This window comes from Streptomyces katrae (assembly GCF_000717655.1).
GTDB classification, from domain to species: domain Bacteria; phylum Actinomycetota; class Actinomycetes; order Streptomycetales; family Streptomycetaceae; genus Streptomyces; species Streptomyces katrae_B.
Map to the genome: position 1 here is coordinate 95,977 of NZ_JNZY01000014.1, position 20,923 is coordinate 116,899.

At 70.5% G+C, this 20,923-nt stretch carries 17 protein-coding genes; all 17 read right to left on the minus strand.

The window, feature by feature from the left end; all coding sequences use genetic code 11:
- Positions 1-109: 109 nt before the first annotated feature.
- A complete protein-coding gene (locus IF09_RS0119055) occupies positions 110-889 on the minus strand; it encodes a TIGR03936 family radical SAM-associated protein (protein ID WP_030297232.1) in 780 nt (259 codons plus the stop codon).
- Positions 890-1,016: 127 nt separating this feature from the next.
- Positions 1,017-1,949, minus strand: a complete 933-nt coding sequence (locus IF09_RS0119060) for a hypothetical protein (protein WP_051832634.1) — start codon at positions 1,947-1,949, stop codon at positions 1,017-1,019.
- A gap of 117 nt (positions 1,950-2,066) precedes the next feature.
- Positions 2,067-3,992 carry a TIGR03960 family B12-binding radical SAM protein gene (locus IF09_RS0119065; protein ID WP_030297236.1) on the minus strand — a complete coding sequence of 642 codons (1,926 nt, stop codon included), beginning with the start codon at positions 3,990-3,992 and terminating at the stop codon, positions 2,067-2,069.
- An 80-nt stretch (positions 3,993-4,072) separates the two neighbouring features.
- Complete coding sequence (locus IF09_RS0119070) at positions 4,073-5,596, minus strand: CYTH and CHAD domain-containing protein (RefSeq protein WP_030297238.1); 1,524 nt, start codon at positions 5,594-5,596, stop codon at positions 4,073-4,075.
- An 83-nt stretch (positions 5,597-5,679) separates the two neighbouring features.
- Positions 5,680-6,879: a rod shape-determining protein RodA gene (rodA, locus tag IF09_RS0119075; RefSeq protein ID WP_030297239.1), complete on the minus strand. Its 1,200-nt coding sequence runs from the start codon at positions 6,877-6,879 to the stop codon at positions 5,680-5,682.
- Between the two features lie 14 nt (positions 6,880-6,893).
- The gene (gene mrdA, locus IF09_RS0119080; RefSeq protein WP_030297241.1) at positions 6,894-9,071 is read right to left on the minus strand and encodes a penicillin-binding protein 2; all 2,178 of its coding nucleotides are present in this window, start codon (positions 9,069-9,071) and stop codon (positions 6,894-6,896) included.
- Between the two features lie 13 nt (positions 9,072-9,084).
- Complete coding sequence (gene mreD, locus IF09_RS0119085; RefSeq protein ID WP_030297242.1) at positions 9,085-9,789, minus strand: rod shape-determining protein MreD; 705 nt, start codon at positions 9,787-9,789, stop codon at positions 9,085-9,087.
- Between the two features lie 12 nt (positions 9,790-9,801).
- On the minus strand, positions 9,802-10,746 hold the full coding sequence (gene mreC, locus IF09_RS0119090) for a rod shape-determining protein MreC (RefSeq protein WP_037635364.1): 945 nt from the start codon (positions 10,744-10,746) through the stop codon (positions 9,802-9,804).
- Between the two features lie 127 nt (positions 10,747-10,873).
- Positions 10,874-11,893: a rod shape-determining protein gene (locus IF09_RS0119095; RefSeq protein ID WP_008738981.1), complete on the minus strand. Its 1,020-nt coding sequence runs from the start codon at positions 11,891-11,893 to the stop codon at positions 10,874-10,876.
- Between the two features lie 293 nt (positions 11,894-12,186).
- Positions 12,187-12,600, minus strand: coding sequence for a nucleoside-diphosphate kinase (ndk, locus tag IF09_RS0119100; RefSeq protein WP_030297246.1), 414 nt, complete (start codon positions 12,598-12,600; stop codon positions 12,187-12,189).
- Between the two features lie 75 nt (positions 12,601-12,675).
- Positions 12,676-13,020, minus strand: coding sequence for a DUF4233 domain-containing protein (locus IF09_RS0119105; protein WP_030297248.1), 345 nt, complete (start codon positions 13,018-13,020; stop codon positions 12,676-12,678).
- 3 nt (positions 13,021-13,023) lie between these two features.
- Positions 13,024-14,553, minus strand: coding sequence for a bifunctional tetrahydrofolate synthase/dihydrofolate synthase (gene folC / locus IF09_RS0119110; protein ID WP_030297249.1), 1,530 nt, complete (start codon positions 14,551-14,553; stop codon positions 13,024-13,026).
- 46 nt (positions 14,554-14,599) lie between these two features.
- Complete coding sequence (locus IF09_RS0119115) at positions 14,600-15,748, minus strand: sensor histidine kinase (protein WP_030297251.1); 1,149 nt, start codon at positions 15,746-15,748, stop codon at positions 14,600-14,602.
- A 96-nt stretch (positions 15,749-15,844) separates the two neighbouring features.
- The gene (locus IF09_RS0119120) at positions 15,845-17,083 is read right to left on the minus strand and encodes a glycoside hydrolase family 113 (protein WP_030297253.1); all 1,239 of its coding nucleotides are present in this window, start codon (positions 17,081-17,083) and stop codon (positions 15,845-15,847) included.
- A gap of 17 nt (positions 17,084-17,100) precedes the next feature.
- Positions 17,101-18,549: a glycosyltransferase family 2 protein gene (locus IF09_RS0119125; RefSeq protein WP_051832635.1), complete on the minus strand. Its 1,449-nt coding sequence runs from the start codon at positions 18,547-18,549 to the stop codon at positions 17,101-17,103.
- Positions 18,550-18,570: 21 nt separating this feature from the next.
- Positions 18,571-19,317 (minus strand): hypothetical protein, encoded by a 747-nt coding sequence (locus IF09_RS45680; protein WP_158710002.1) that lies wholly within the window; start codon positions 19,315-19,317, stop codon positions 18,571-18,573.
- A gap of 50 nt (positions 19,318-19,367) precedes the next feature.
- Complete coding sequence (locus IF09_RS40380) at positions 19,368-20,837, minus strand: glycoside hydrolase family 26 protein (protein WP_158710003.1); 1,470 nt, start codon at positions 20,835-20,837, stop codon at positions 19,368-19,370.
- Positions 20,838-20,923 lie beyond the last annotated feature (86 nt).

Genomic DNA, 20,923 nt, shown 5'->3' on the forward strand with positions numbered 1-20,923 from the left:
CGCCGGTTCCGTACGTATGGTCCGTACGGCCTGGCGGAAGTCTTCAGGTCAGTGCGCGGCCCGACCCAGGTGGCTCCCGAGTGCCAGGGCTGCGCGACGACGACGATCCCTACGCGGCGGGACCTTCCGGCGCCTTCGCGTCGGCGGCTACGGCGGCCGTGGGTGGGGCGGCCGTGACAGCCTCGCGGTCGGGCGCGAGCGGGTCGGTCACCGTGCCGGACTCCTCGTCGAAGAGCCCCTGCGCCAGCCTGGTCACCGCTGCGGGGACCGGCGGCGCCAGGTCGGCCACAGCTCGGAGACCGGACAGGACGTCGTCGGGTCGCACGGCAGGTGTCAGATGCCGAACAACCAGCCGCAGTATCGCACAGGCATTGTCCAGCGGCCTATCAGCCGGGGCAGGAACCGCCTCGAGGCTCACTACGGCGCCCCGGGTGTCGAAGCTGCGCATGCCGTTTTTGGTGCGGCGCTGTACTTCCACCTCCTCGGCGGCGAGGAAGGCCCCGACCGCGCGCTCGGCGTCGGCGACGTCCACGCCTTCCAGCCGCAGCTCCCAGACGGAGGCCGTCAGCCGGTCGGCGAGCCCGGAGGTACGGGCCTCGACGGCGTCGATGATGTCGAGCCCGACCGGCATCGACTCGTCGAGCAGCTCGCGGAGCTTCTCGGGGTCGCGGGGCTCGGCGAGGGCGATCTCGAGGTACTCGGCCTCGCTGCCGGTGCCGGTCGGCGCGGCGTTCGCGTACGAGACGCGCGGGTGCGGGGTGAAGCCGGCCGAGTACGCCATGGGCACCTCGGCGCGGCGCAGGGCCCGCTCGAACGCGCGCTGGAAGTCTCGGTGGCTGGTGAACCGGAGGCGGCCGCGCTTGGTGTAGCGCAGTCGGATGCGCTGCACCACCGGTGCGGGGGGCGGGCCTTCGGGCTGTCGCTTGCCCAGTGGTTCTTCTCCTTGTGCGGGGCTCCGCGGCTCGCGCGTCGCCCTGAGGTCTGGTGAGCCTGCCGGCCACACCGTGCCCTCCGGCTCACCCCTGCTTCTGTTCGTGCAGGGAGATCTCGGGGGCGGGCGTGTTTTTGCCTGCGGCTGTCGTACTACCCAGAGTACGCGCCCGTGACCTCACCGGTTCCCGGCCGGGGCCCCCGAACAGCACCCTTCGTACATCGGCCCGGACCTCACGGACGGTGGCGCGGACGGTGCGCCACACATCCCGTACGACATGTCCGACCGGTGTCAGTACGTGCCGGTACACCTGCGCCGCGGGCCACCCGACGAGCACCCACCCGACCAGCCGGACTCCCCGCCACACCGCCCGGACGATCCGCCCGGCGACGTGCCAGGCCCAGACGAGCACCTGCCAGAGGGGCACCAGCACGTACCGGTACACCCCGACCCCGAGGGGCCGCAGGAGATACCGGTAGAGCACGGAGCCCACCACGGCCAGCCCGTGCCCGAGGGGGGTGAGCACGTACCGGTGGAAACCAGCGCCCACCCACAGCAGCCCCCGCCCGACGGGCGCGAGCAGGTACCGCCACAGCCCCACCCACGGCCAGACGAACAGGGTCATGCAGACCGCCCACACGAGCCACATCACGCCCTTGGCGAGCGGGGCGAGCAGGTACCGCATCCCGCCGCGCCCGACCCAGGCCAGTGCCTCACCGAGCGGACGCAGGAGGTACGCGTACAGCCCCCGGCCTACGGGAGCGAGCAGATACGCGTGCACGGGCTGGAGCAGGTACCGCCACAGCCCGACCCACGGCCAGACGAACACCAGCTTGAGCAGCACGGTCAGCACCCAGCCGATCCCGCGCAGCAGCGGCTGCAGCACGTACACGGAGAAGGGCCCCAGCACGTGCCGCGCAGCGGCCTGCCCGAACGCGACGAGCAGATCCCAAACCACCCGTACGGGCAGTACGACGATCAACGCCACGATCTTGACGGGCACCCGGATGACGCCCACCAGGCATCCTTCGCCATTGTCACCGGGAGGTCGCTTGTCGAGTTCCATACCCGTAGGACACGAGTGAGGCCCCCACCCGTTGCGGGTGGGGGCCTCTCGTGACTCAAGGGTTACTTCTCACTTCACGACCGTCAGGGGAAGGAGCTTCTTGCCCGTGGGGCCGATCTGGATGTGAGTGTCCATCTGCGGGCACACACCGCAGTCGAAGCACGGGGTCCAGCGGCAGTCGTCGACCTCGGTCTCGTCGAGGGCGTCCTGCCAGTCCTCCCAGAGCCAGTCCTTGTCGAGCCCGGAGTCCAGGTGGTCCCAGGGGAGGACCTCCTCGTACGTGCGCTCGCGCGTCGTGTACCAGGCCACGTCCACGCCGTGGGCCGGCAGCGTCTTCTCCGCGGCCTCCATCCAGCGGTCGTACGAGAAGTGCTCGCGCCAGCCGTCGAAGCGGCCGCCCGACTCGTACACGGCGCGAATCACGTCGCCGATGCGGCGGTCGCCGCGCGAGAGCAGGCCCTCGACGATGCCCGGCTTGCCGTCGTGGTAGCGGAAGCCGATGGAGCGGCCGTACTTCTTGTCGGCGCGGATCTTGTCGCGGAGCTTGCCCAGGCGGGCGTCCGTCTCCTCGGCCGACAGCTGCGGCGCCCACTGGAACGGGGTGTGCGGCTTCGGCACGAACCCGCCGATCGAGACCGTGCAGCGGATGTCGTTCTGGCCGGAGACCTCGCGGCCCTTGGCGATGACGTTGACCGCCATGTCGCCGATCTGGAGCACGTCCTCGTCGGTCTCGGTCGGCAGGCCGCACATGAAGTACAGCTTCACCTGGCGCCAGCCGTTGCCGTACGCGGTGGCCACCGTCCGGATCAGGTCCTCTTCCGAGACCATCTTGTTGATGACCTTGCGCATGCGCTCGGAGCCGCCCTCGGGGGCGAAGGTCAGTCCGGAGCGGCGCCCGTTGCGGGTCAGCTCGTTCGCCAGGTCCACGTTGAACGCGTCCACGCGGGTCGACGGCAGGGACAGGCCCACCTTGTCGTCCGTGTAGCGGTCCGCGAGGCCCTTGGCGATGTCCGCGATCTCGCTGTGGTCCGCCGAGGAGAGCGACAGGAGGCCGACCTCCTCGAAGCCGGTCGCCTTCAGACCCTTCTCGACCATCTCGCCGATGCCGGTGATGCTTCGCTCCCGCACGGGGCGCGTGATCATGCCGGCCTGGCAGAAACGACAGCCGCGGGTGCAGCCGCGGAAGATCTCGACGGACATCCGCTCGTGGACGGTCTCGGCGAGGGGGACGAGCGGCTGCTTGGGGTACGGCCACTCGTCGAGGTCCATGACCGTGTGCTTGGACACGCGGTACGGGACGCCCGACTTGTTCGGGGCGACGCGCGCGATGCGGCCGTCGGGCAGGTAGTCGACGTCGTAGAAGCCGGGCACGTAGACCTGACCGGTCTTGGCCAGGCGGAAGAGGACCTCTTCGCGCCCGCCCGGACGGCCCTCCGCCTTCCACGTGCGGATGATCTCGGTCATGTCGAGAACGGCCTGCTCACCGTCGCCGATGACCGCGCAGTCGATGAATTCCGCGATCGGCTCGGGGTTGAAGGCCGCGTGGCCGCCCGCGAGGACGATGGGGTGGTCGACCGTACGGTTCCGGGCCTCGAGCGGGATGCCCGCCAGGTCCAGGGCCGTGAGCATGTTCGTGTAGCCCAGCTCCGTGGAGAAGGACAGGCCGAACACGTCGAAGGCACCCACGGGGCGGTGGCTGTCCACGGTGAACTGCGGCACCTTGTGCTCGCGCATCAGCTCTTCGAGGTCGGGCCACACGCTGTACGTGCGCTCCGCCAGCACGCCCTCGCGCTCGTTCAGCACCTCGTACAGGATCATGACGCCCTGGTTGGGCAGACCGACCTCGTACGCGTCCGGGTACATGAGCGCCCAGCGGACGTCACACGAATCCCACGGCTTGACGGTGGAGTTGAGCTCACCGCCGACGTACTGGATGGGCTTCTGCACATGCGGGAGCAGAGCTTCGAGCTGTGGGAAGACCGACTCGGACATCACGCGACTTTCGTGAAGCGGGCAGGGGGCGACTCTCAAGCGTAACCCGAGGCGCAGCCGCCACCTGCCGCCAAGATCACCGGCTAGGTGCCGAGGTCCGTCCGGAGCACGGGGTCGGAGGCCTTGGCCCATACGTCCGGGAGGTCCCGTTCTCCCCGCTCGGCGAGGGCCTCCTCGCGGGCGTAGAGCACGCCCCAGGTGAAGGCGGATTCTCCGGCTCCGGCCGCTTGTACGCCGAGGCCGTGCAGGGCGTCACGGGCGACGACGCTGTCCTGGTGGTCGCCGAGCAGGCTCTGGACCGACTTGACGGCCTTGGCCAGCCGTTTTGCCGGTTTGCCGAGGGCAGGACGGGCCGCTTCCGCCGCGTAGCGGGCGCGTTTGGCGGCCTTGCGGGCCTCGTGGAGGGCCACGTCGCGCTCGTGGCCCGGTTCCAGGCGGAGGGCGGCCGAGACACGGGTGGCGAGCCGCTCGTAGTCGCGCAGGACGGCCTTGGGCAGGGCCTTGGCGGCGGGCTTGGCCGCTCCGGGGAGCAGGGGCGGGTCGGCCAGCAGGGCGTCGAGGGCGTCGAGCAGGGCCTCGTACCGCTTGGCGTCGAGTGCGGCGAGGGCCCGGCGCCGGGTTCCCGAGCGGCGGGCGTTGTTCCAGGCCCGCAGGCGGGCGCGGACGGGTCCGAGCAGGAGGGTGCGGGGCAGTTCGCCGATGTGGCTCTGGAGCCGCTCGAAGAGGACTTCCTGGTCGCGGTCGAGGCCGAGCTCGGCGGCCAGCCAGCGCAGCTCTTCGCCGAGGGGGTCGGTGGCGGTGCGGTCGAGGACCTTGCGGTGGGTCTTAAGGGCGCTGCGCATGCGGCGGCAGGCGACGCGCATCTGGTGGACGGAGTCGGGCAGGTTGCGGCGGACGGCGGGGTCCTGGGCGACGAGGGCGTCGCGCTGTTCGCGCAGGTACGCGAGGACATGCGCGCCCGCGGTGTCCTCGGCGGGGCCGGGCTCGGGCCGGGGAGGCGGCTCGGTGCCGGTCTCGGTGAGGGCGCGGGCGAGTTTGGAGGGGGCGTCGGAGACGTGGAGTCCGGCCTTGCGGAACGTCTTCTCGACGGCGTCGAGGAGGGCGGGGTCGACGCCGTCGGCGAGTTCGACCTCGACCTCGGTCCAGGATGCGGCGGCCTCGTCGCGCTCGGCGCGGACGTCGTCGGTGGAGAGTTCGGCGAGGAGGGCGCCGTCGGCGTCGAGGAGGTGGGTGACGCGGCGCGAGGAGAGCAGCCGGACCTGGGGTTCCAGCGGGGTGTCGCGGACGCGGGAGCGGACGAGGGCGGCGAGGGAGCGGGGGACGGTGTCGCTGAGGGGGGCGGCGACCTCGTCGCGGACGCCCGGGGAGACGGGCAGTTTGAGGTGCCAGCCGGCGTCGGCGCCGCCGGTGCGCCGTCTGAGGGTGAGGCCGTCGGCGGCGAGCCGCTGGTCGGGTGTGTCGTAGTAGACCGCGTCGAGGTCGACGGTGCCCTGTTCGGCGACGGCCGCGATCGCGGCCGTGCCGGTCAGGTCCGGGACTCCGCGGCGCGCGGCCTTGCTCGTCGTGAACTCGAATTTGCGCTCGATCTCGCGTTTCGTGTCCGCCATGCATCGAATTTAGTCCTGAACGGATCACGACGGCAGGGTGAACGGCGAATCGACGGCGCAATGCGGCCGAAGACCGGTCCCCGCTAGGCCGACATCGGCCGTTGCACCCTGATCGACTGGAGTAGTCCGACCGCGACCCACACCGCGAACATGGACGAGCCTCCGTAGGAGACGAACGGCAGCGGCAGCCCCGCCACCGGCATGATCCCGAGGGTCATCCCGATGTTCTCGAACGCCTGGAAGGCGAACCAGGCGATGATCCCGGCGGACACGATCGTCCCGTACAGCTCGGTGGTCTCGCGGGCGATCATGCAGGCCCGCCAGAGGATGATGCCGAGCAGGACCAGGATCAGCCCGGCGCCGACGAAGCCCAGCTCCTCCCCCGCAACGGTGAAGACGAAGTCGGTCTGCTGCTCCGGCACGAACTGGCCGGTGGTCTGCGAGCCCTTGAAGAGCCCGGAGCCGGTCAGCCCGCCGGAGCCGATGGCGATGCGCGCCTGGTTGGTGTTGTAGCCGACGCCCGCGGGGTCGAGGTCGGGGTTGGCGAAGGCCGCGAAGCGGTTGATCTGGTACTCGTCGAGCACGCCGAGCTGCCAGATCAGGATGGCCCCGGCCGCGCCGGAGCCCATCAGCCCCAGCACCCAGCGGTTGGAGGCGCCGGAGGCGAGCAGGACGCCGAGCACGATGATGACCATGACCATGACGGAGCCGAGGTCGGGCATCAGCATGACGATGCCCATCGGCGCGGCGGCCAGGCACAGCGCCTTGACCACGGTGCGGTGGTCGGGGTGGGCGAGGTCGCCCGCGTCCACCCGGGTGGCCAGCAGCATGGCCATGACCAGGATGATCGTGATCTTCACGAACTCGGAGGGCTGGAGCGAGAAGCCGCCGCCGATCACGATCCACGCGTGGGCGCCGTTGATGGTGGCGCCGAGCGGGGTCAGCACGGCGAGGATGAGCACGAGGGAGAGCCCGTACAGGATCGGCACGGCGCCGCGCAGGGTGCGGTGGCCGAGCCAGACGGTGCCGATCATCAGGACGAGCCCGATGCCGGTGTTCAGGGCGTGCCGGACCAGGAAGTAGTACGGGTCTCCCTGGTTGAGCTGGGTGCGGTTGCGGGTCGCCGACCACACCAGCAGGGCGCCGATGAAGGACAGGGCGAGTGCCGACAGGAGTATCGGCCAGTCGAGCCGGCGCAGCACCGAGTCGCGCGAGGTCAGTTTGGCCATCGCGCCGCGCTCGGGCGCGTACCGGGATACGGAGAACTTGTTGGCGGTCTGCATGTCGGTTTCGGTCCTCAGTCGTGCCGTGCGGGGGACGCGGCGGGCGGCCCGGCGAGCGCGGGGGCCGGCTCTTCCGGCGACGGCGGCACGTACGGCCGGATCTCGGGGGATTCGATGGAGCCGTCGGGGTCGATCTTGGGCAGTTTGGTCTCCGGTCCCAGCAGCAGGGCCTTCTTCAGGTCCTGCTTGCCCTCCATGTCGAGACCGTAGAGGGCGTTGTAGAGGTTGCGGACGGCGGGGCCGGAGGCTCCGGAGCCGGTGCCGCCCTGGGAGATCGTCATGACGATCGTGAAGTCCTTGGTGTAGGTCGCCAGCCAGGACGTGGTCTGCTTGCCGTAGACCTGGGCGGTGCCGGTCTTGGCGTGCATCGGGATCTTGTCCATCGGCCAGCCCGTGAACCGCCAGGCAGCGGTGCCGCCGGGCTCGACGACCATGCGCAGGCCCTTGTCCAGGTTGCCGATGGTCTTGGCGTCGATCGGCAGCCTCCCGTGCGCCCGCGGCTTGATCATCTCCACGCGCTTGCCGTCGGGGCTGATCACGGCCTTGCCGACCGTGGGGTCGTAAAGGGTGCCCCCGTTGCTGATCGCGGAGTAGATGGTGGCCATCTGAATGGGTGTGACGAGTACGTCGCCCTGCCCGATGGCGAAGTTGATGCTGTCGTAGGCCTTCAGCTGATTGCCTTCGAGGCAGCTCTCGTAGGCGATCTGCTCGACGTAGGTGCCGCCCTTCTTGCCCTGCTTGCACCAGGAGTCCTTGTTGGCCTTCCAGAAGCTCTGCTTCCACCTGCGGTCGGGGATACGGCCGGTGACCTCGTTCGGCAGGTCGACGCCGGTCTCGGCGCCGAGTCCGAACTCCCGGGCGGTCCGGTAGAACCAGTCGTGGGCGTCCTTCTTGGGCGTGAGGCCGCCGTCGCGCTGCCACTCCTTGTGCCCGAGGGCGTAGAAGACGGTGTTGCACGAGAACTTGAGGGCTTCGCCCAGGGTGATGGGGCCGTGCCCCTTGGACTCGAAGTTCGCGAAGCTCCGGCCGCCCATGTTGTAGGAGGCGCTGCAGTTGTACTTGCCGTCGAAGTCGTAGCCGGCCCGCACGGCGGCGCTCGCCGACACCACCTTGAAGATGGAGCCGGCGGGGGCCTGGCCCTGGATGGCCCGGTTCAGCAGCGGGTAGTTGGAGTTCTTGCTGGTGAGCCTGGCGTAGTCCTTGCCGGAAATGCCGCCGACCCAGGCGTTGGGGTCGTAGTCGGGCTGGGAGGCCATCGCGACGACCCGGCCGGTCTTGGCCTCCATGACGACGACGGCGCCCGAGTCGGCCTCGTACTTGCGGCCGGTGATGTTGTCGGTCTCGTTGCGGACCGTCTTCATCGCCTGCTGGAGCTCGTACTCGGCGACGGCCTGGACCCGGGCGTCGATGCTGGTGACGAGGGTGGCCCCGGCCACGCCCGGGTCGGACTTGGTCTGGCCCATGACCCGGCCGAGGTTGTCGACTTCGTACGAGGTGACTTCCGCCTTGCCGCGCAACTGCTTGTCGTAGGTGCGTTCGATCCCGGAGCGGCCGACCTGGTCGGAGCGCAGGTGCGGCGAGTCGGTGTCCTTGGCCTTCTGGATCTCGTCGTCGGTGACCGGCGAGAGGTAGCCCAGCACCTGCGCGGTGCGGGCCCCGCCGGGGGCCGGGTAGCGGCGGACGGCGGTGGGCTCCGCGGTGATGCCGGGGAACTCCTCGGGGCGTTCGCGCAGCTGCAGCGCCTGCTGCGTGGTGGCTTCGAGCGTGACCGGAATCGGCTGGTACGGGGAGCCGTTCCAGCAGGGCGCGGGGGTCTGGGAGTCGCAGAGCCGGACCTTTTCCATGACCTCCTTGGGGCTCATGTCCAGGACGTCGGCGAGACGGGTCATGACGCCCTTGCCCTTGTCCTTCATCTTCATGAGCTTGGTGCGGCTGGCGGAGACGACCAGGCGGGTCTCGTTGTCGGCGAGCGGGACCCCGCGGGCGTCGAGGATCGAGCCGCGCACGGCCGGCTGGACGACCCGCTGGACGTGGTTGCTCTTCGCTTCGTGGTAGTACTCCGCGCCGTCGCGGATCTGGAGGAACCAGAGCCGGCCGCCGAGGGTGAACAGCGTGGAGAAGACGAGGACCTGGATCATCATCAGCCGGATGTGCACCCGCGAGGTGCGGCCGGTCTCCGGATTGTTGGTCACGCCTGCTCCTCCCTCACAGCTTCTTGATGCTCTTCACACCCTTGACCGGCTTGACGCCCTTTATCCGGCCGGCCTTGTTGGCACGGCTGCGGGCCGTCTTCAGCCGCAGGCCGCCGCGCTGGCTGCCGATGCGCAGGCCGGTGCCGCCGGAGAGCCAGCCGGAGGACACGTCGGCGGTCTTGGCCTGTCCGCCGTTCGCCTCGACGGCCATCGGGTCGTTCTCGGCGCGCCGGGCGAGCGCCATGATGAACGGCACGGTGAACGGGGCGAGCAGCAGGTCGTAGAGGGTCGCCGTGAACAGCAGCCCGGTCAGGCCCACGTGGCGGGCGGCGGTGTCGCCGACGAGGGCGCCCACGCTCGCGTAGAGCAAGGTGGAGCCGATCGCGGCGGCGACGACGGTCAGCATCGGGCCCCAGGCGGAGCGGAACCGCCCGGAGTCGGGGCGGACCAGGCCGGCGGCGTACCCGATGACGCACAGGACGAGCGCGTACCGCCCGGCGGCGTGGTCGGCGGGCGGGGCCAGGTCGGCGAGGAGTCCGGCGGCGAAGCCGATGAGCGCGCCGCTGAGGTGTCCGTACACGAGGGCCAGGGCGACGACGGTGAGCAGGACCAGGTCGGGTACGGCGCCGGGCAGTTGCAGCCGGCCCAGGACGGAGACCTGGACGACGAGGGCGACCACGACGAGCGTGGCCGAGAGCAGGATCCGGTTGAAGCGCATGAGGGTCAGCTCCTACTCGTCGTCCGGCTTGCCGGGCACACTGGCGGACGGTGACGGGGTGACCGTGACGGTGACCGTCGGGGTGGGTTTCACCTCGGGCTTGGGGGGCAGGACGGCGTCGCGCGGGTCCTCGCGCGGCGGCATGACGACGACGCCGACGATGTCGAGGCGCGAGAAGCCCACGAACGGGCGCACCCAGACGGTGCGGGTCAGGTCGCCGCGCGAGGGGTCGACCTTGACCACCTCGCCGATCGGGACGCCGGGCACGAACGGCTTGTTGCCGCGGGAGCCGAACGTGACGAGCCGGTCGCCGGGGCTGACCTTGGCCTTGCCGTTGAGCATCTGCACGGACAGGGAGCGGTCGCCCTGGCCGGTGGCGAAGCCCAGTTCGCCGGTCTTCTCCAGGCGGGTGCCCACGGTGAAGTCGGGGTCGTTGGCGAGGACGACGGTGGCGGTGTCGGGGCCGACGGTGGCGACCCGGCCGACGAGCCCGTCCCCGTTGAGGACGGTCATGTCGCGTTCGATGCCGTCCTTGCTGCCGGCGTCGATGGTGACGGTCCAGGAGAAGCCCTGGGCCGCTCCTATGGCGATGACCTCGGCGCCCTTGATGCCGTACTGACCGGCGCCGGCCCGCTTGAGCATCTCGTCGAGCTCGCGGATGCGGCTGCGGGTCTGGTCGTCGCTGCCCAGCTTGGCCTTCAGCGCCGCGTTCTCGCGCTCCAGCGCGGCGATGCGGTTGTGGCGCTCGCCGGAGTCCCGTACCGCCCCTATGGCGTTGGCGACCGGGTCGACCGCGGTCGCGACGCCCTCCTCGACCGGGCCGAAGACCGCTGCGGCGGCCTGCCGGGCGCCGTCGACCGGTGACTCCTCGCCTGCCCTGATGTCCACCGTGATCAATGCGAACGCGATGGCGATCAGGAGCACCAGGAGCAGCCGGCTTTCTCGTGTGTCCCTCACGTGCGGCGGCCGTGCCTTCCTCGTCGGATTGTTCTTCGTCTGTATATCAACGATCCGCCGCACGGGCGCGGCAGCACCCGTACGGCGGATCCTTGTGTTCCGCATGGCCCCCGGACGGGGGTCTGTATCAGCGCCGGGGCTGGGCGTCCAGGACCTGCTGGAGCGCCTCGAACTCCTCCACGCACTTGCCGGAGCCGAGCGCGACGGAGTCGAGCGGGTCCTCGGCGATGTGGATCGGCATGCCCGTCTCGCGGCGCAGCCGCTCGTCGAGCCCGCGCAGCAGGGCGCCGCCGCCGGTCAGGACGATGCCGCGGTCCATGATGTCGCCGGAGAGCTCCGGCGGGCACTTGTCCAGGGTCGTCTTGACCGCGTCGACAATGGCGTTGACCGGCTCCTCGATGGCCTTGCGGACCTCGGCCGCGGAGATCACGACCGTCTTGGGGAGTCCGGAGACCAGGTCCCGGCCGCGGATTTCGGTGTGCTCGTCCTTGTCGAGGTCGTAGGCCGACCCGATGGTGATCTTGATCTGCTCCGCGGTCCGCTCACCGAGGAGGAGGGAGTACTCCTTCTTGATGTGCTGGATGATCGCGTTGTCGAGCTCGTCGCCGGCCACCCGGATGGACTGGGCCGTGACGATTCCGCCGAGGGAGATGACGGCGACCTCGGTGGTGCCGCCGCCGATGTCCACGACCATGTTGCCAGTGGCCTCGTGGACGGGCAGGCCCGAGCCGATGGCGGCGGCCATGGGCTCCTCGATGATGTGCACCTGGCGGGCGCCGGCCTGCGTGGACGCCTCGATGACGGCGCGCCGCTCCACTCCCGTGATGCCGGAGGGAACGCAGACCACGACGCGCGGACGGGCCAGGTAGCGGCGCTTGTGGATCTTGAGGATGAAGTACCGGAGCATACGCTCGGTGATCTCGAAGTCGGCGATCACGCCGTCCTTGAGGGGCCTGACGGCGACGATGTTGCCGGGCGTCCGGCCGATCATCTTCTTCGCCTCGGAGCCGACCGCCAGGATGCCGCCGGTGTTCGTGTTGATGGCGACCACGGACGGCTCGTTCAGGACGATCCCCCGGCCCCTCACGTACACCAGCGTGTTGGCGGTCCCGAGGTCGATCGCCATGTCACGGCCGATGAACGACATGTTGTTCCCCTTGTTCCCCATGAGGAGCGTCTGGCCTTCCAGTTGATAGCGGCTGCTGTCAGGTCGGCGAGGTGGGTGTGTGGGTGGAGGCCCCATCGTAGTGCCGCAAGTATGAACACCGCGCGACGGGACTCCGGCAATCCCGCCGGAACGGAAACCCGCCCCCTTAGTGGTGACGACGTGTCCTGCCCATGCGTTCCCGCAACTGCCCGGCAATACCGAAGGGCGACCGAAATTACTTCGGTCGCCCCAGGTCATGAGCGCTATTCGGCTGATGTTACGTCAGGAAGGACTCATCCGAGGGCGGGGAAGAACAGCTTCAGCTCGCGCTCGGCGGACTCCTCGGAGTCCGAGGCGTGGATGAGGTTCTCCCGGGTGATGGTGCCGAAGTCCCCCCGGATGGAGCCGGGCGCCGCGGCGATCGGGTCGGTGGGTCCGGCCAGCTGGCGGACACCCTCGATCACGCGTTCCCCTTCCACCACGAGGACCACGACCGGGCCGCTCGCCATGAAGCCCATGAGGGGCTCGTAGAACGGGCGACCCACGTGCTCGGCGTAGTGCTGCTCCAGGATGCTCCGGTCGAGCGTACGCAGCTCCAGCGCCGGGATGCTCCAGCCGGCCTTGCGCTCGATGCGGCCGATGATCTCGCCCACCAGGCCACGCCTGACCGCGTCCGGCTTGAGCAGGACGAGCGTGCGCTGGGTCATGTTGTAACTCCTTGCGGCAAACGGGTGCGGTTACCCGAGGCTACAGGGGCCGGGCACGGCGGCCGCACGGGCCCGTCAGGCCTGCGCCTCGCTCTGCGCGGCCCAGCGGGCCTTGATCGCATCGATCTTGCCGCCGTAGTGCACCGAGCACCACCACAGCCCCGCGAACACCGCACCGAGGAAGAACATCATCGGGACGACGAACCCGCTCAGGATCAGGCCGATCTGCAGGGCCCAGCCGATCTGCACCGCGCCCGGGCGCGACAGCATCCCGCAGAGCAGCACCGACAGCAGCATGGCGACCCCGCACACCGTCCAGACCGTGGCCTGGGTCAGATCCGGGTTCTTCATGGCGACCAGCCCCGCGAAACCGATCACGAAGAACTCGCCGATCAGCGTCGAAGCACACAGCGTGCGCATCCCTCAGCCCCTCTTCAGCAGCAGGCGGGCCTCGCCCACCGTGATCACGGAACCGGTCACCAGGACCCCGGCCCCTCCGTATTCGGCCTCTTCCTCCGCGAGGGTGATCGCCGCCTCCAGGGCGTCGTCCAGCCGCGGCTCCACCTGCACCCGGTCCGGCCCGAAGACCTCGACCGCGACCGCCGCCAGCTCGTCCGCGGACATCGCCCGGTGGCTGGAGTTCTCCGTGACGACGACCTCCGCGAAGATCGGCTCGAAGGCCTCCAGGACCCCCTTGACGTCCTTGCCGCCGCTCGCGGCCACGACGCCGATCAGCCGGCTGAAGCCGAAGGCCTCGGTCACCGCTTCCGCCGTGACCTGCGCGCCCGCCGGGTTGTGCGCCGCGTCCAGGACCACCGTCGGGCTGCGCCGCACGACCTCCATCCGGCCCGGTGAGGTCACCGAGGCGAAGGCCCTGCGGACGGTCTCGAGGTCCAGCTCCCGCGACTGCTCCGCGCCGACGCCGAAGAAGGCCTCGACCGCCGCCAGCGCGACCGCCGCGTTGTGCGCCATGTGCGCCCCGTACAGCGGCAGGAAGATGCCGTCGTACTCGCCGCCCACGCCGCGCAGCGTCAGCATCTGCCCGCCGACCGCCACCTCGCGCGCGACGACGCCGAACTCCATGCCCTCGCGGGCCACCGTCGCGTCTACCTCGACGGCCTTCTTCAGCAGCACCTGCGCCGCGTCCACCGGCTGCTGCGCCAGGATCACGGTGGCGTCCTGCTTGATGACGCCGCCCTTCTCCTGGGCGATCTCGCCGGGCGTGGCGCCGAGGCGGTCCGTGTGGTCCAGGCTGATCGGGGTGATCACCGCGACCGAGCCGTCGATCACGTTGGTCGCGTCCCAGGTGCCGCCCATCCCGACCTCGACGACGGCCGCGTCGACCGGGGCGTCCGCGAAGGCCGCGTACGCCATGCCGGTGAGCACCTCGAAGAAGGACAGCCGGAACTCCTCGGCGGCGTCGACCATCTCCACGTACGGCTTGATGTCGTAGTACGTCTCGATGAAGCGCTCGGCGCTGATCGGCGCCCCGTCCAGGCTGATCCGCTCGGTGACCGACTGCACGTGCGGGCTGGTGTAGCGGCCGGTGCGCAGCTCGAAGGCGTTCAGCAGGGCCTCGATCATGCGGGCGGTGCTGGTCTTGCCGTTGGTGCCGGTGACGTGGATGGAGGGGTACGCGCGCTGCGGTTCGCCGAGGACGTCCATCAGCGCGGCGATCCGGGTGACGGAAGGCTCCAGCTTGGTCTCGCCCCAGCGGGTGGCGAGCTCCTGCTCCACCTCCTGCAGTGCCCTCGCCACCTCCGGGTCGAGGGGGCGCGCGGACACCTGGTCGCCCTGGGGCGGACCGGCCTGGGCACGCAGGGTGCGGCTGCCGGCCTCGATCACCGCCAGGTCGGGGTCGCGGTCGGACTCTTCGGCCACGATCCGTTCGAAGAGATCGGAGGTCTCGTCGCGGTCGTCGGGTCCGTTGCTCTGGGGCTGCTGCTCACTCACGGGGCCAGTCTACGGACGGGGGGCCCGGGACCGCGGCCGTCCCCGGCTATCCGCGCGGGAAGGTGGCCACCACCGTGTACGAGTCGTCCGTGCGCGTCGCCGTCAGGGTTCCGCCCAGGCTGCGCACGCGCTCGGACATGCTCGCAGTGCCCGAGCCGGCCGAGACGGGGGCGCGCGTCGGCGTACGGGCGGGCAGGCCGTTGCTGACCGCGATCCGCAGCTGCGGCCCGTCCGCCGCGATCGACACGTCGACGGTCTCCCCGCAGGCGTGCTTGGCCGCGTTGGTCAGGCACTCCTGCACCACCCGGTACACCGCGGCCTGCCGCAGCGGCGACAGCCCGTGCACCTGCGGATCCAGGGCCAGCCGTACGGGCGAACCGGCCCGCCCGCTCTCCTCCGCGAGGGCCGGCAGCCCGTCCACCCCCGGGGTCGCGGCCCGCGCCCTGCGCTGCACGATGATCTCGTTGAGCACCAGATGGGCCCGGCGCGCGGTGTCGGCCAGCTCCTCGAAGTCCTTGGCGTGCGACGACTCGCGCGCCCGCACCGACAGCACCTCGGAGCGCACCGTCAGCAGCGTCAGCTCCCGGCCGACGAAGTCGTGGACGTCGCGGGCGACCGAGGTGCGCTCCTGCTGGACCGCCTGCAGGACGGCCGATTCGGCCCGCCGGGCGGCCGGCTCGCGCACCAGGTCGTGCCGGTAGGCGGCGATGCCGACGGCCGAGGCGAGCACCCCGATCGGCACGACCAGGCTGAGGAACGAACTGAGCGACCGGGCCTGCGGTTCGGGCCAGCCCGGGACGCTGAAGACGATCAGCGCGAAGGCGATGTACCCCAGGGTGGCGAGGACCGCGGGCCGGCGCCCCCGGTAGCGGCCGACCGAGTAGAGCGCGAACTGGATCAGCGTCAGCTCGTGCAGCCAGCCGATGAAGAGCAGCGCGGTGAGGTACGCGGCCCAGGGCGTCCGGCGGCGCACCACCAGGCTCGAGCACCCGGCGGCGAGCACGGCGGCCGCCATCGGACCGCTGAGCGAGTTGTCGGCGGCGGCCAGGCCCGGCAAGTCCAGTGCCATCAGGGCGAGGCAGCTGAGTGCGGTGAGCACGTCAAGCGCCCGGGGAGACCCGGCCCAGCTCTCGGCGAACCGGCGGCCGGTGGCCGCGGCCCGGCGGAGCGCCGGGGCGACGGGCAGGACGTGCATGCCTTCCATCATCCGTGCCCGCCGAGGGCGATCGGATCAGCCGATCGGTCCGAGAACGTGATGTCCGATACTCCGGACAACTCGGGGCACAACCCATCAGGGCGCGGGATCGGTGCCGGGACCCGCGTAGTCGGAGCCGAAGCAGGACCGGATCTCCCGCTCGGTGTCCGGGCGCCCTGCGAAGTTGAGCCGGGACTCCTCCTCCTTGGGGGCGGCCTTGGGGTCGGAGTCGAAGTAGACCGACCACCAGTAGACGCCCGCCATCTTCCGCTCCCGGACGACCTGGCAGACCGCCTTGTACCAATTGGCCTGCACCGCGGGGTTCAGCCTCCGCTTCGCGTAGAAGTCCCCGGGGGCGTGGAAGGCGCCGTCCATGGCGCTGATGCCCGCCTCGGCGAGCACGATCCGCGGCAGCGGGCCCTTGCTCTTCTTGTCGAGCCAGGTGCTCCAGCCGTCGACGAGCTGGTCGACGGGAGCGTCGTCGGCGACCTTCACGGGGAAGTAGGCGTCGACCCCGAGCCGCTTGACGGGCACGTCGATGTGGCCGCCCACGTAGTTGTCCCAGTTCGCGTCGTAGGACACCTCGCCCTTGAACCGCTTCCCGGCCGCAGCGATCAGGCCCTTCCAGCCCGGGTGGCCCTCCATCGAGTTCAGCTCGGTGCCGATCACGAACGTCGCCGCCTGCTGCCGCTGCGCCGCGTCGAGGTACGGGCCGAGCAGGGCCTCGTACGAATCGAACCAGGCCTCCTTGTCGGTCGGCTTGATGTTGCCGCGCCAGCCCTCCGGCGGGACGAGCGCCGCCTCGTCCAGCGTCGGGCGGACGGTGGTGCGCAGTCCGGCCTCGCGGAAGACCCGCAGCACCGTCTCGAGGTGCTCGGGCGTCGGGGTGTTCTTGCCGGCCGCGAGCTTCGTCGAGGTGCGGCCCTCCGTGTAGAAGGGGAAGGAGACGGCGACCGCATTGGCCTTCAGCCCGACGAGGTAGTCGGCCTGCTCGCGCGCCTTCTTCTCGACGTACGCGTCGCTGTGCTCCTTCTTGTCCTCCCAGAAGATCTGGACGCCCCACTCGGGCATCCCCGCCTTCCAGGGCTTGTCCACCTTCGGCGGGGGCCCGGCGGGCTCCGGCTGCCCGGCCGGTCCGCCGCCCCCGCCGGCGAGGACGGTGCCGTCGCCGTGCCCCTGGGCGGGGACGGAGTCGTGCAGGACCAGGATCGGCTTGGCGGAGCCGGACCTCCAGCGCAGGGGGTGGTCGCCGATCAGGAAGGGCAGGCCGAGGACCAGGGAGGTCACGGTCACAGGGAGGATCGCGAGCAGGGGGACCTTGGAACGCTTCGTCACGAGGGGCTCTCGGTTTCTCAGGCGGGCTTGGCGATGACGACGAACTTGTTCTCCTCGCGCTTGATGAACTTGATCAGCCCGCGCAGGCCGCCGAGTCCTTCCAGTACGGAGAACAGCGGGATGAGGCCGAGCACCGCGAACGGCTCCCACCAACGGCGCTTGCCGTTCGCCGAGACCAGGGCGTTGAGCCGCAGCCCCTCCCAGTAGGTCCAGATGACGTACGCGAAGCTGAGCGACCACATGATCACGACGGACTGGGTCACGGGCGAGGTGTTGAAATCGCCGATGAACCACGCCACGAGGAGCACGGTCGCGACGTGCTGGAGCGGGCCGAGGACCCAGCTGACCATGCACAGCATCAGGAACCAGCGGTACCTGAACGGCACCGTGCGGTTGAAGCAGAGCGCGACCAGCCCCCACGCCCAGCGCTCGCGCTGCTTGATGAAGTCCCTGGTGGTGGCCGGGGAGGCGCCGTAGCAGCGGCCGTTGAACCAGTCGCTGCGGCCCGGGTACTTGCGGCAGAACGTCAGCGCCAGCTGGGCGTCCTCGACGATGGCCTTGGGGCCGAAGTCCCAGCCGATCGTCGCCTCGATGGAGGCGCGGAGCAGCAGCAGTTCGCCGTGCACGCCGGCGACGGGGGTGCCGAGACCGGTGAAGGCCCGGAAGCGGGCTATGTCGTCGGCGGGGCGGACCGCGTCGGCGAGCCAGGTGAAGCGGTTCACGGCGTTCTCGCGCGGGTAGGCGAGGATGCCCTGCGCCATGTGCTTGCCCTCATCGCCGGCCCGGCGCTGGCGGTTGACGAACTGGGCCATGGACGCGGCGGTGTCGGGGCCGACCCCGGTGTCGTCGTCCATGTGCAGCACCCAGACGTCGTCGAGGGCCTCGCCCTCGTCGATCCGCAGCTCGTGCGCGTAGTGGTTGGCGCGGGCCTTGAAGCGGGTCCCGTTCGCCGTCTCGTACACCTTGGGCACGGTGACCACGCGGATCAGGGGGTTCATCGCGGCCAGGTCGTCGATCCGCCCGGCCGCCTCGCAGCCCTCCTCCGTGAGCACGTCGACCCGCATGTACGGGAAGTACGGCGGGAGGTGCTCCACGTAGCTGAGGACCGACCGCTCCAGCGCCGGGTACGTGTCGTGGCGGCCGATGGTCGGCACGAGCACGATGAGGAAGTCCTCCTCCACCGGCGCCGGCGGGACCATCTCGTGCGCCTTGCGCAGGCGGCGGCGGATCAGCAGCACGCCCTGGAAGCCGACCATGACGCCGATGGCGGGCAGCGACCAGATCACCGACAGCGTCCAGCCCAGCGGGGTCGGGTTCGGCTCGAACACCCACAGGCCGAAGCTGACGAGGACCAGGAAGGGCAGCAGGAAGGCCAGCACGCTGGGCTTCCAGTCGGCATGGCGCTGCACCAGTTTCGCATCGCGACGGGATGTCGTCACGACCTCTTGTAAGGGGGCGAGGGTCATGGGAAGGGTCCTTCGGGGTTCCTACTGCTGGTGCGGAGGGGACTGTTGGGGCTGCTGGGGCTGCTGGGGCCAGGCGGGCTGACCGCCGTACGGACCGGGCCCGTAACCGGGCTGCGGCTGCTGGGGCTGCGGCTGCTGGGGCTGCGGCTGGGCGTAGCCCGTCTGCGGCACCTGGGACCCGGGCTGCGCCGGGTAGGACGGCGCGGGCCCGAATCCGTGCTGCTGCTGGGGCGGTTGAGGCGCCTGCGGCACCTGCTGCTGAGGGAACTGCGGCTGCTGCACCTGCTGGGCGGCCGCGCGCTGGGCCTGCTCGTGGGCCTGCCGCGCCTCGTGGGCCTGCTGGGTCCAGGGGTTCACCGGTGGCTGCCAGGGCTCGTACGCGGCGAAGTCCCGCAGCAGCAGGACGATGAGGGCGCCGGTCACGAGAACGCCGACGGCGAAGGTCGCCAGCTTCAGCCCGCCCTGGAGGGTCGAGGTGAAGTAGTCGGTCTGCTTCTCGTCGAACAGCGCGCCCGTCAGGCTGCGCACCCGGTTGTAGCCCTCGATGGCGGCGCCGCCGATGATGATGCCGCGCCCGAGGGTGTTCCCCCGCAGGACGAGCAGGCCGCCCGCCACATAGACGACGCCCCAGTTGAGGTTGAACGTCTCGGCTGCTCCGGAGCCGTCGCCCATGCCGTAGTAGACGATGCCCTGCAGGAAGTCGACGACGCCGACCTGCCAGAAGCAGTTGTACAGGGCCCAGAGGAGCAGGACCCCTGCCCATCCCATGGCCACGAAGGCTGCCACGCGGTGGGCACGTGGCGTTAGCGCGCTCAACTTCACTCCTCTTCGGATGAACCGTCGTGCAAGGCGAGCCATTGCACTCCGGCGGGGCCCGATGCACGGCCGCCGGGGATCGTCTTGGGGTCGTTGTAGGTCTGCTGCACGTCCGCCGGGGAGTTCTTCGCCGTGAGCCCGTCGCCCCACACGGTCCACAGCACCCACGGGGCCTTGTCGAGCGTCGTGCGCTGCGCCGCTCCCAGCGGCACGTGGAAGGACTCCGCGAGGATCCGCGGCTTGCCGTAGTCCTCGAGGCCGCGGTGCCACGTAGATGTCCAGGCGGCCGGGTCGAAGGGGTCGTCCGGCGTTCCGCTGTAGTCGTCGACGCCGACCACGTCCACGTACTCGCCGCCCGGGTAGAAGTCCCAGGGTTCGCTGCCGTGGACGCCGTCCCACGCCGTCGGGGCCCAGACGAAGATCAGGTTGTGCAGTCCCCGGGAGCCCACCAGGTAGTGGTAGAGCAACTCCCAGAGGGCCGTGTACTGCTGGGGCTTCAGGCCGGCCCACCAGAAGCTCTGCTCGCCGCCGAGCGAGTTCATCTCGTGGTACGGGCGCAGCAGTACGGGTACGCCGTGCGCGGCCAGGTAGCCGAGGTGGTCCGCGAGGAACGACAGGTCGAGCAGGAGCGCCGCGTGTTCGGGGGAACCGGGGGTGAGCACCCGGTCGATCCAGCCCGGGTCCTTCGCCGAGGGTGCGTTGCGGCGCAGGGTCTGGTCGTAGCTCTTGACCGGGCTGCCCGGCCACGGCTGGTGGAACGACATCCCGACCAGGCCCGCGGGCGCTCCTCCGTTGGCCGGCAGCACGGTCTTGGTGCCGTTCCAGAGGCGTTCCGTGCCGGTCGGGTTGTACGAGCCGTCGTCCTTGCGGGGCAGCCCGTGCCAGACGCCCATGGCGAGGTCGACGACGTCGTTGGTGTAGGTCCAGAACTCGCGGCGTGCGGGCCAGGCGGCTCGCGAGTAGTCCCGCGCCTCGCCCACGCCCCAGCTCTCCTGCTGGTATCCGGGGCCCAGGTCCAGTTCGAGGAACGCCGGCAGCTTCCCGGTGATGTCCTGGGGCTTGCGGTAGTAGTAGCCGGGCGGTTTCGGACCGGTGTGGTCGCCGTACTCCGGGTTGTACCGCTCGTTGTGCACCTCGGCGTGCTGGCCGATGAGGGTGCCGCGGCGCCGGCCGGCCCGGGCGTCCGCCTCCAGCCCGGCCAGTAATCGGTAGACGGACCGGGCCGGTCCGGAGGCCTTGGGGTCCCGCGACAGCAGGTCCTTCTGGAGTCCGGCGGCGGGCGCGCGCGAGGTGCTCAAGGCCGCCACTCCGGCGAGGGCGCCGCCCGTGGCCGCGGTGGCCGCCGCCCCGAGGAGGAGATTGCGGCGCTTCAGCTCGCGGCTCAAGGCCGGGCGGCCCGGCACGTCACGACCCCACACTCCGAGACCCCCCTCGGTCGACAGCCGGCCGACGATGGCCCCTGCCGAACGCACGGAACCCCTGGGGCCGTTGTCACCCTACGCGTCGGCCCCCGAGCGAGGTACTCGGGGGCCGAAGGTTCACCGTATGTACGTGTGGT

What these genes read in the sequence shown, in the direction of transcription:
- IF09_RS0119070 (WP_030297238.1), bottom strand. Translation starts at nt 5,596, where the DNA reads ATGGCGGACACGAAACGCGAGATCGAGCGCAAATTCGAGTTCACGACG.
- rodA (WP_030297239.1), bottom strand. Translation starts at nt 6,879, where the DNA reads ATGCAGACCGCCAACAAGTTCTCCGTATCCCGGTACGCGCCCGAGCGC.
- mreD (WP_030297242.1), bottom strand. Translation starts at nt 9,789, where the DNA reads ATGCGCTTCAACCGGATCCTGCTCTCGGCCACGCTCGTCGTGGTCGCC.
- IF09_RS0119095 (WP_008738981.1), bottom strand. Translation starts at nt 11,893, where the DNA reads ATGTCGTTCATCGGCCGTGACATGGCGATCGACCTCGGGACCGCCAAC.
- ndk (WP_030297246.1), bottom strand. Translation starts at nt 12,600, where the DNA reads ATGACCCAGCGCACGCTCGTCCTGCTCAAGCCGGACGCGGTCAGGCGT.
- IF09_RS0119105 (WP_030297248.1), bottom strand. Translation starts at nt 13,020, where the DNA reads ATGCGCACGCTGTGTGCTTCGACGCTGATCGGCGAGTTCTTCGTGATC.
- IF09_RS0119115 (WP_030297251.1), bottom strand. Translation starts at nt 15,748, where the DNA reads ATGCACGTCCTGCCCGTCGCCCCGGCGCTCCGCCGGGCCGCGGCCACC.
- IF09_RS0119125 (WP_051832635.1), bottom strand. Translation starts at nt 18,549, where the DNA reads ATGACCCTCGCCCCCTTACAAGAGGTCGTGACGACATCCCGTCGCGAT.
- IF09_RS45680 (WP_158710002.1), bottom strand. Translation starts at nt 19,317, where the DNA reads ATGGGATGGGCAGGGGTCCTGCTCCTCTGGGCCCTGTACAACTGCTTC.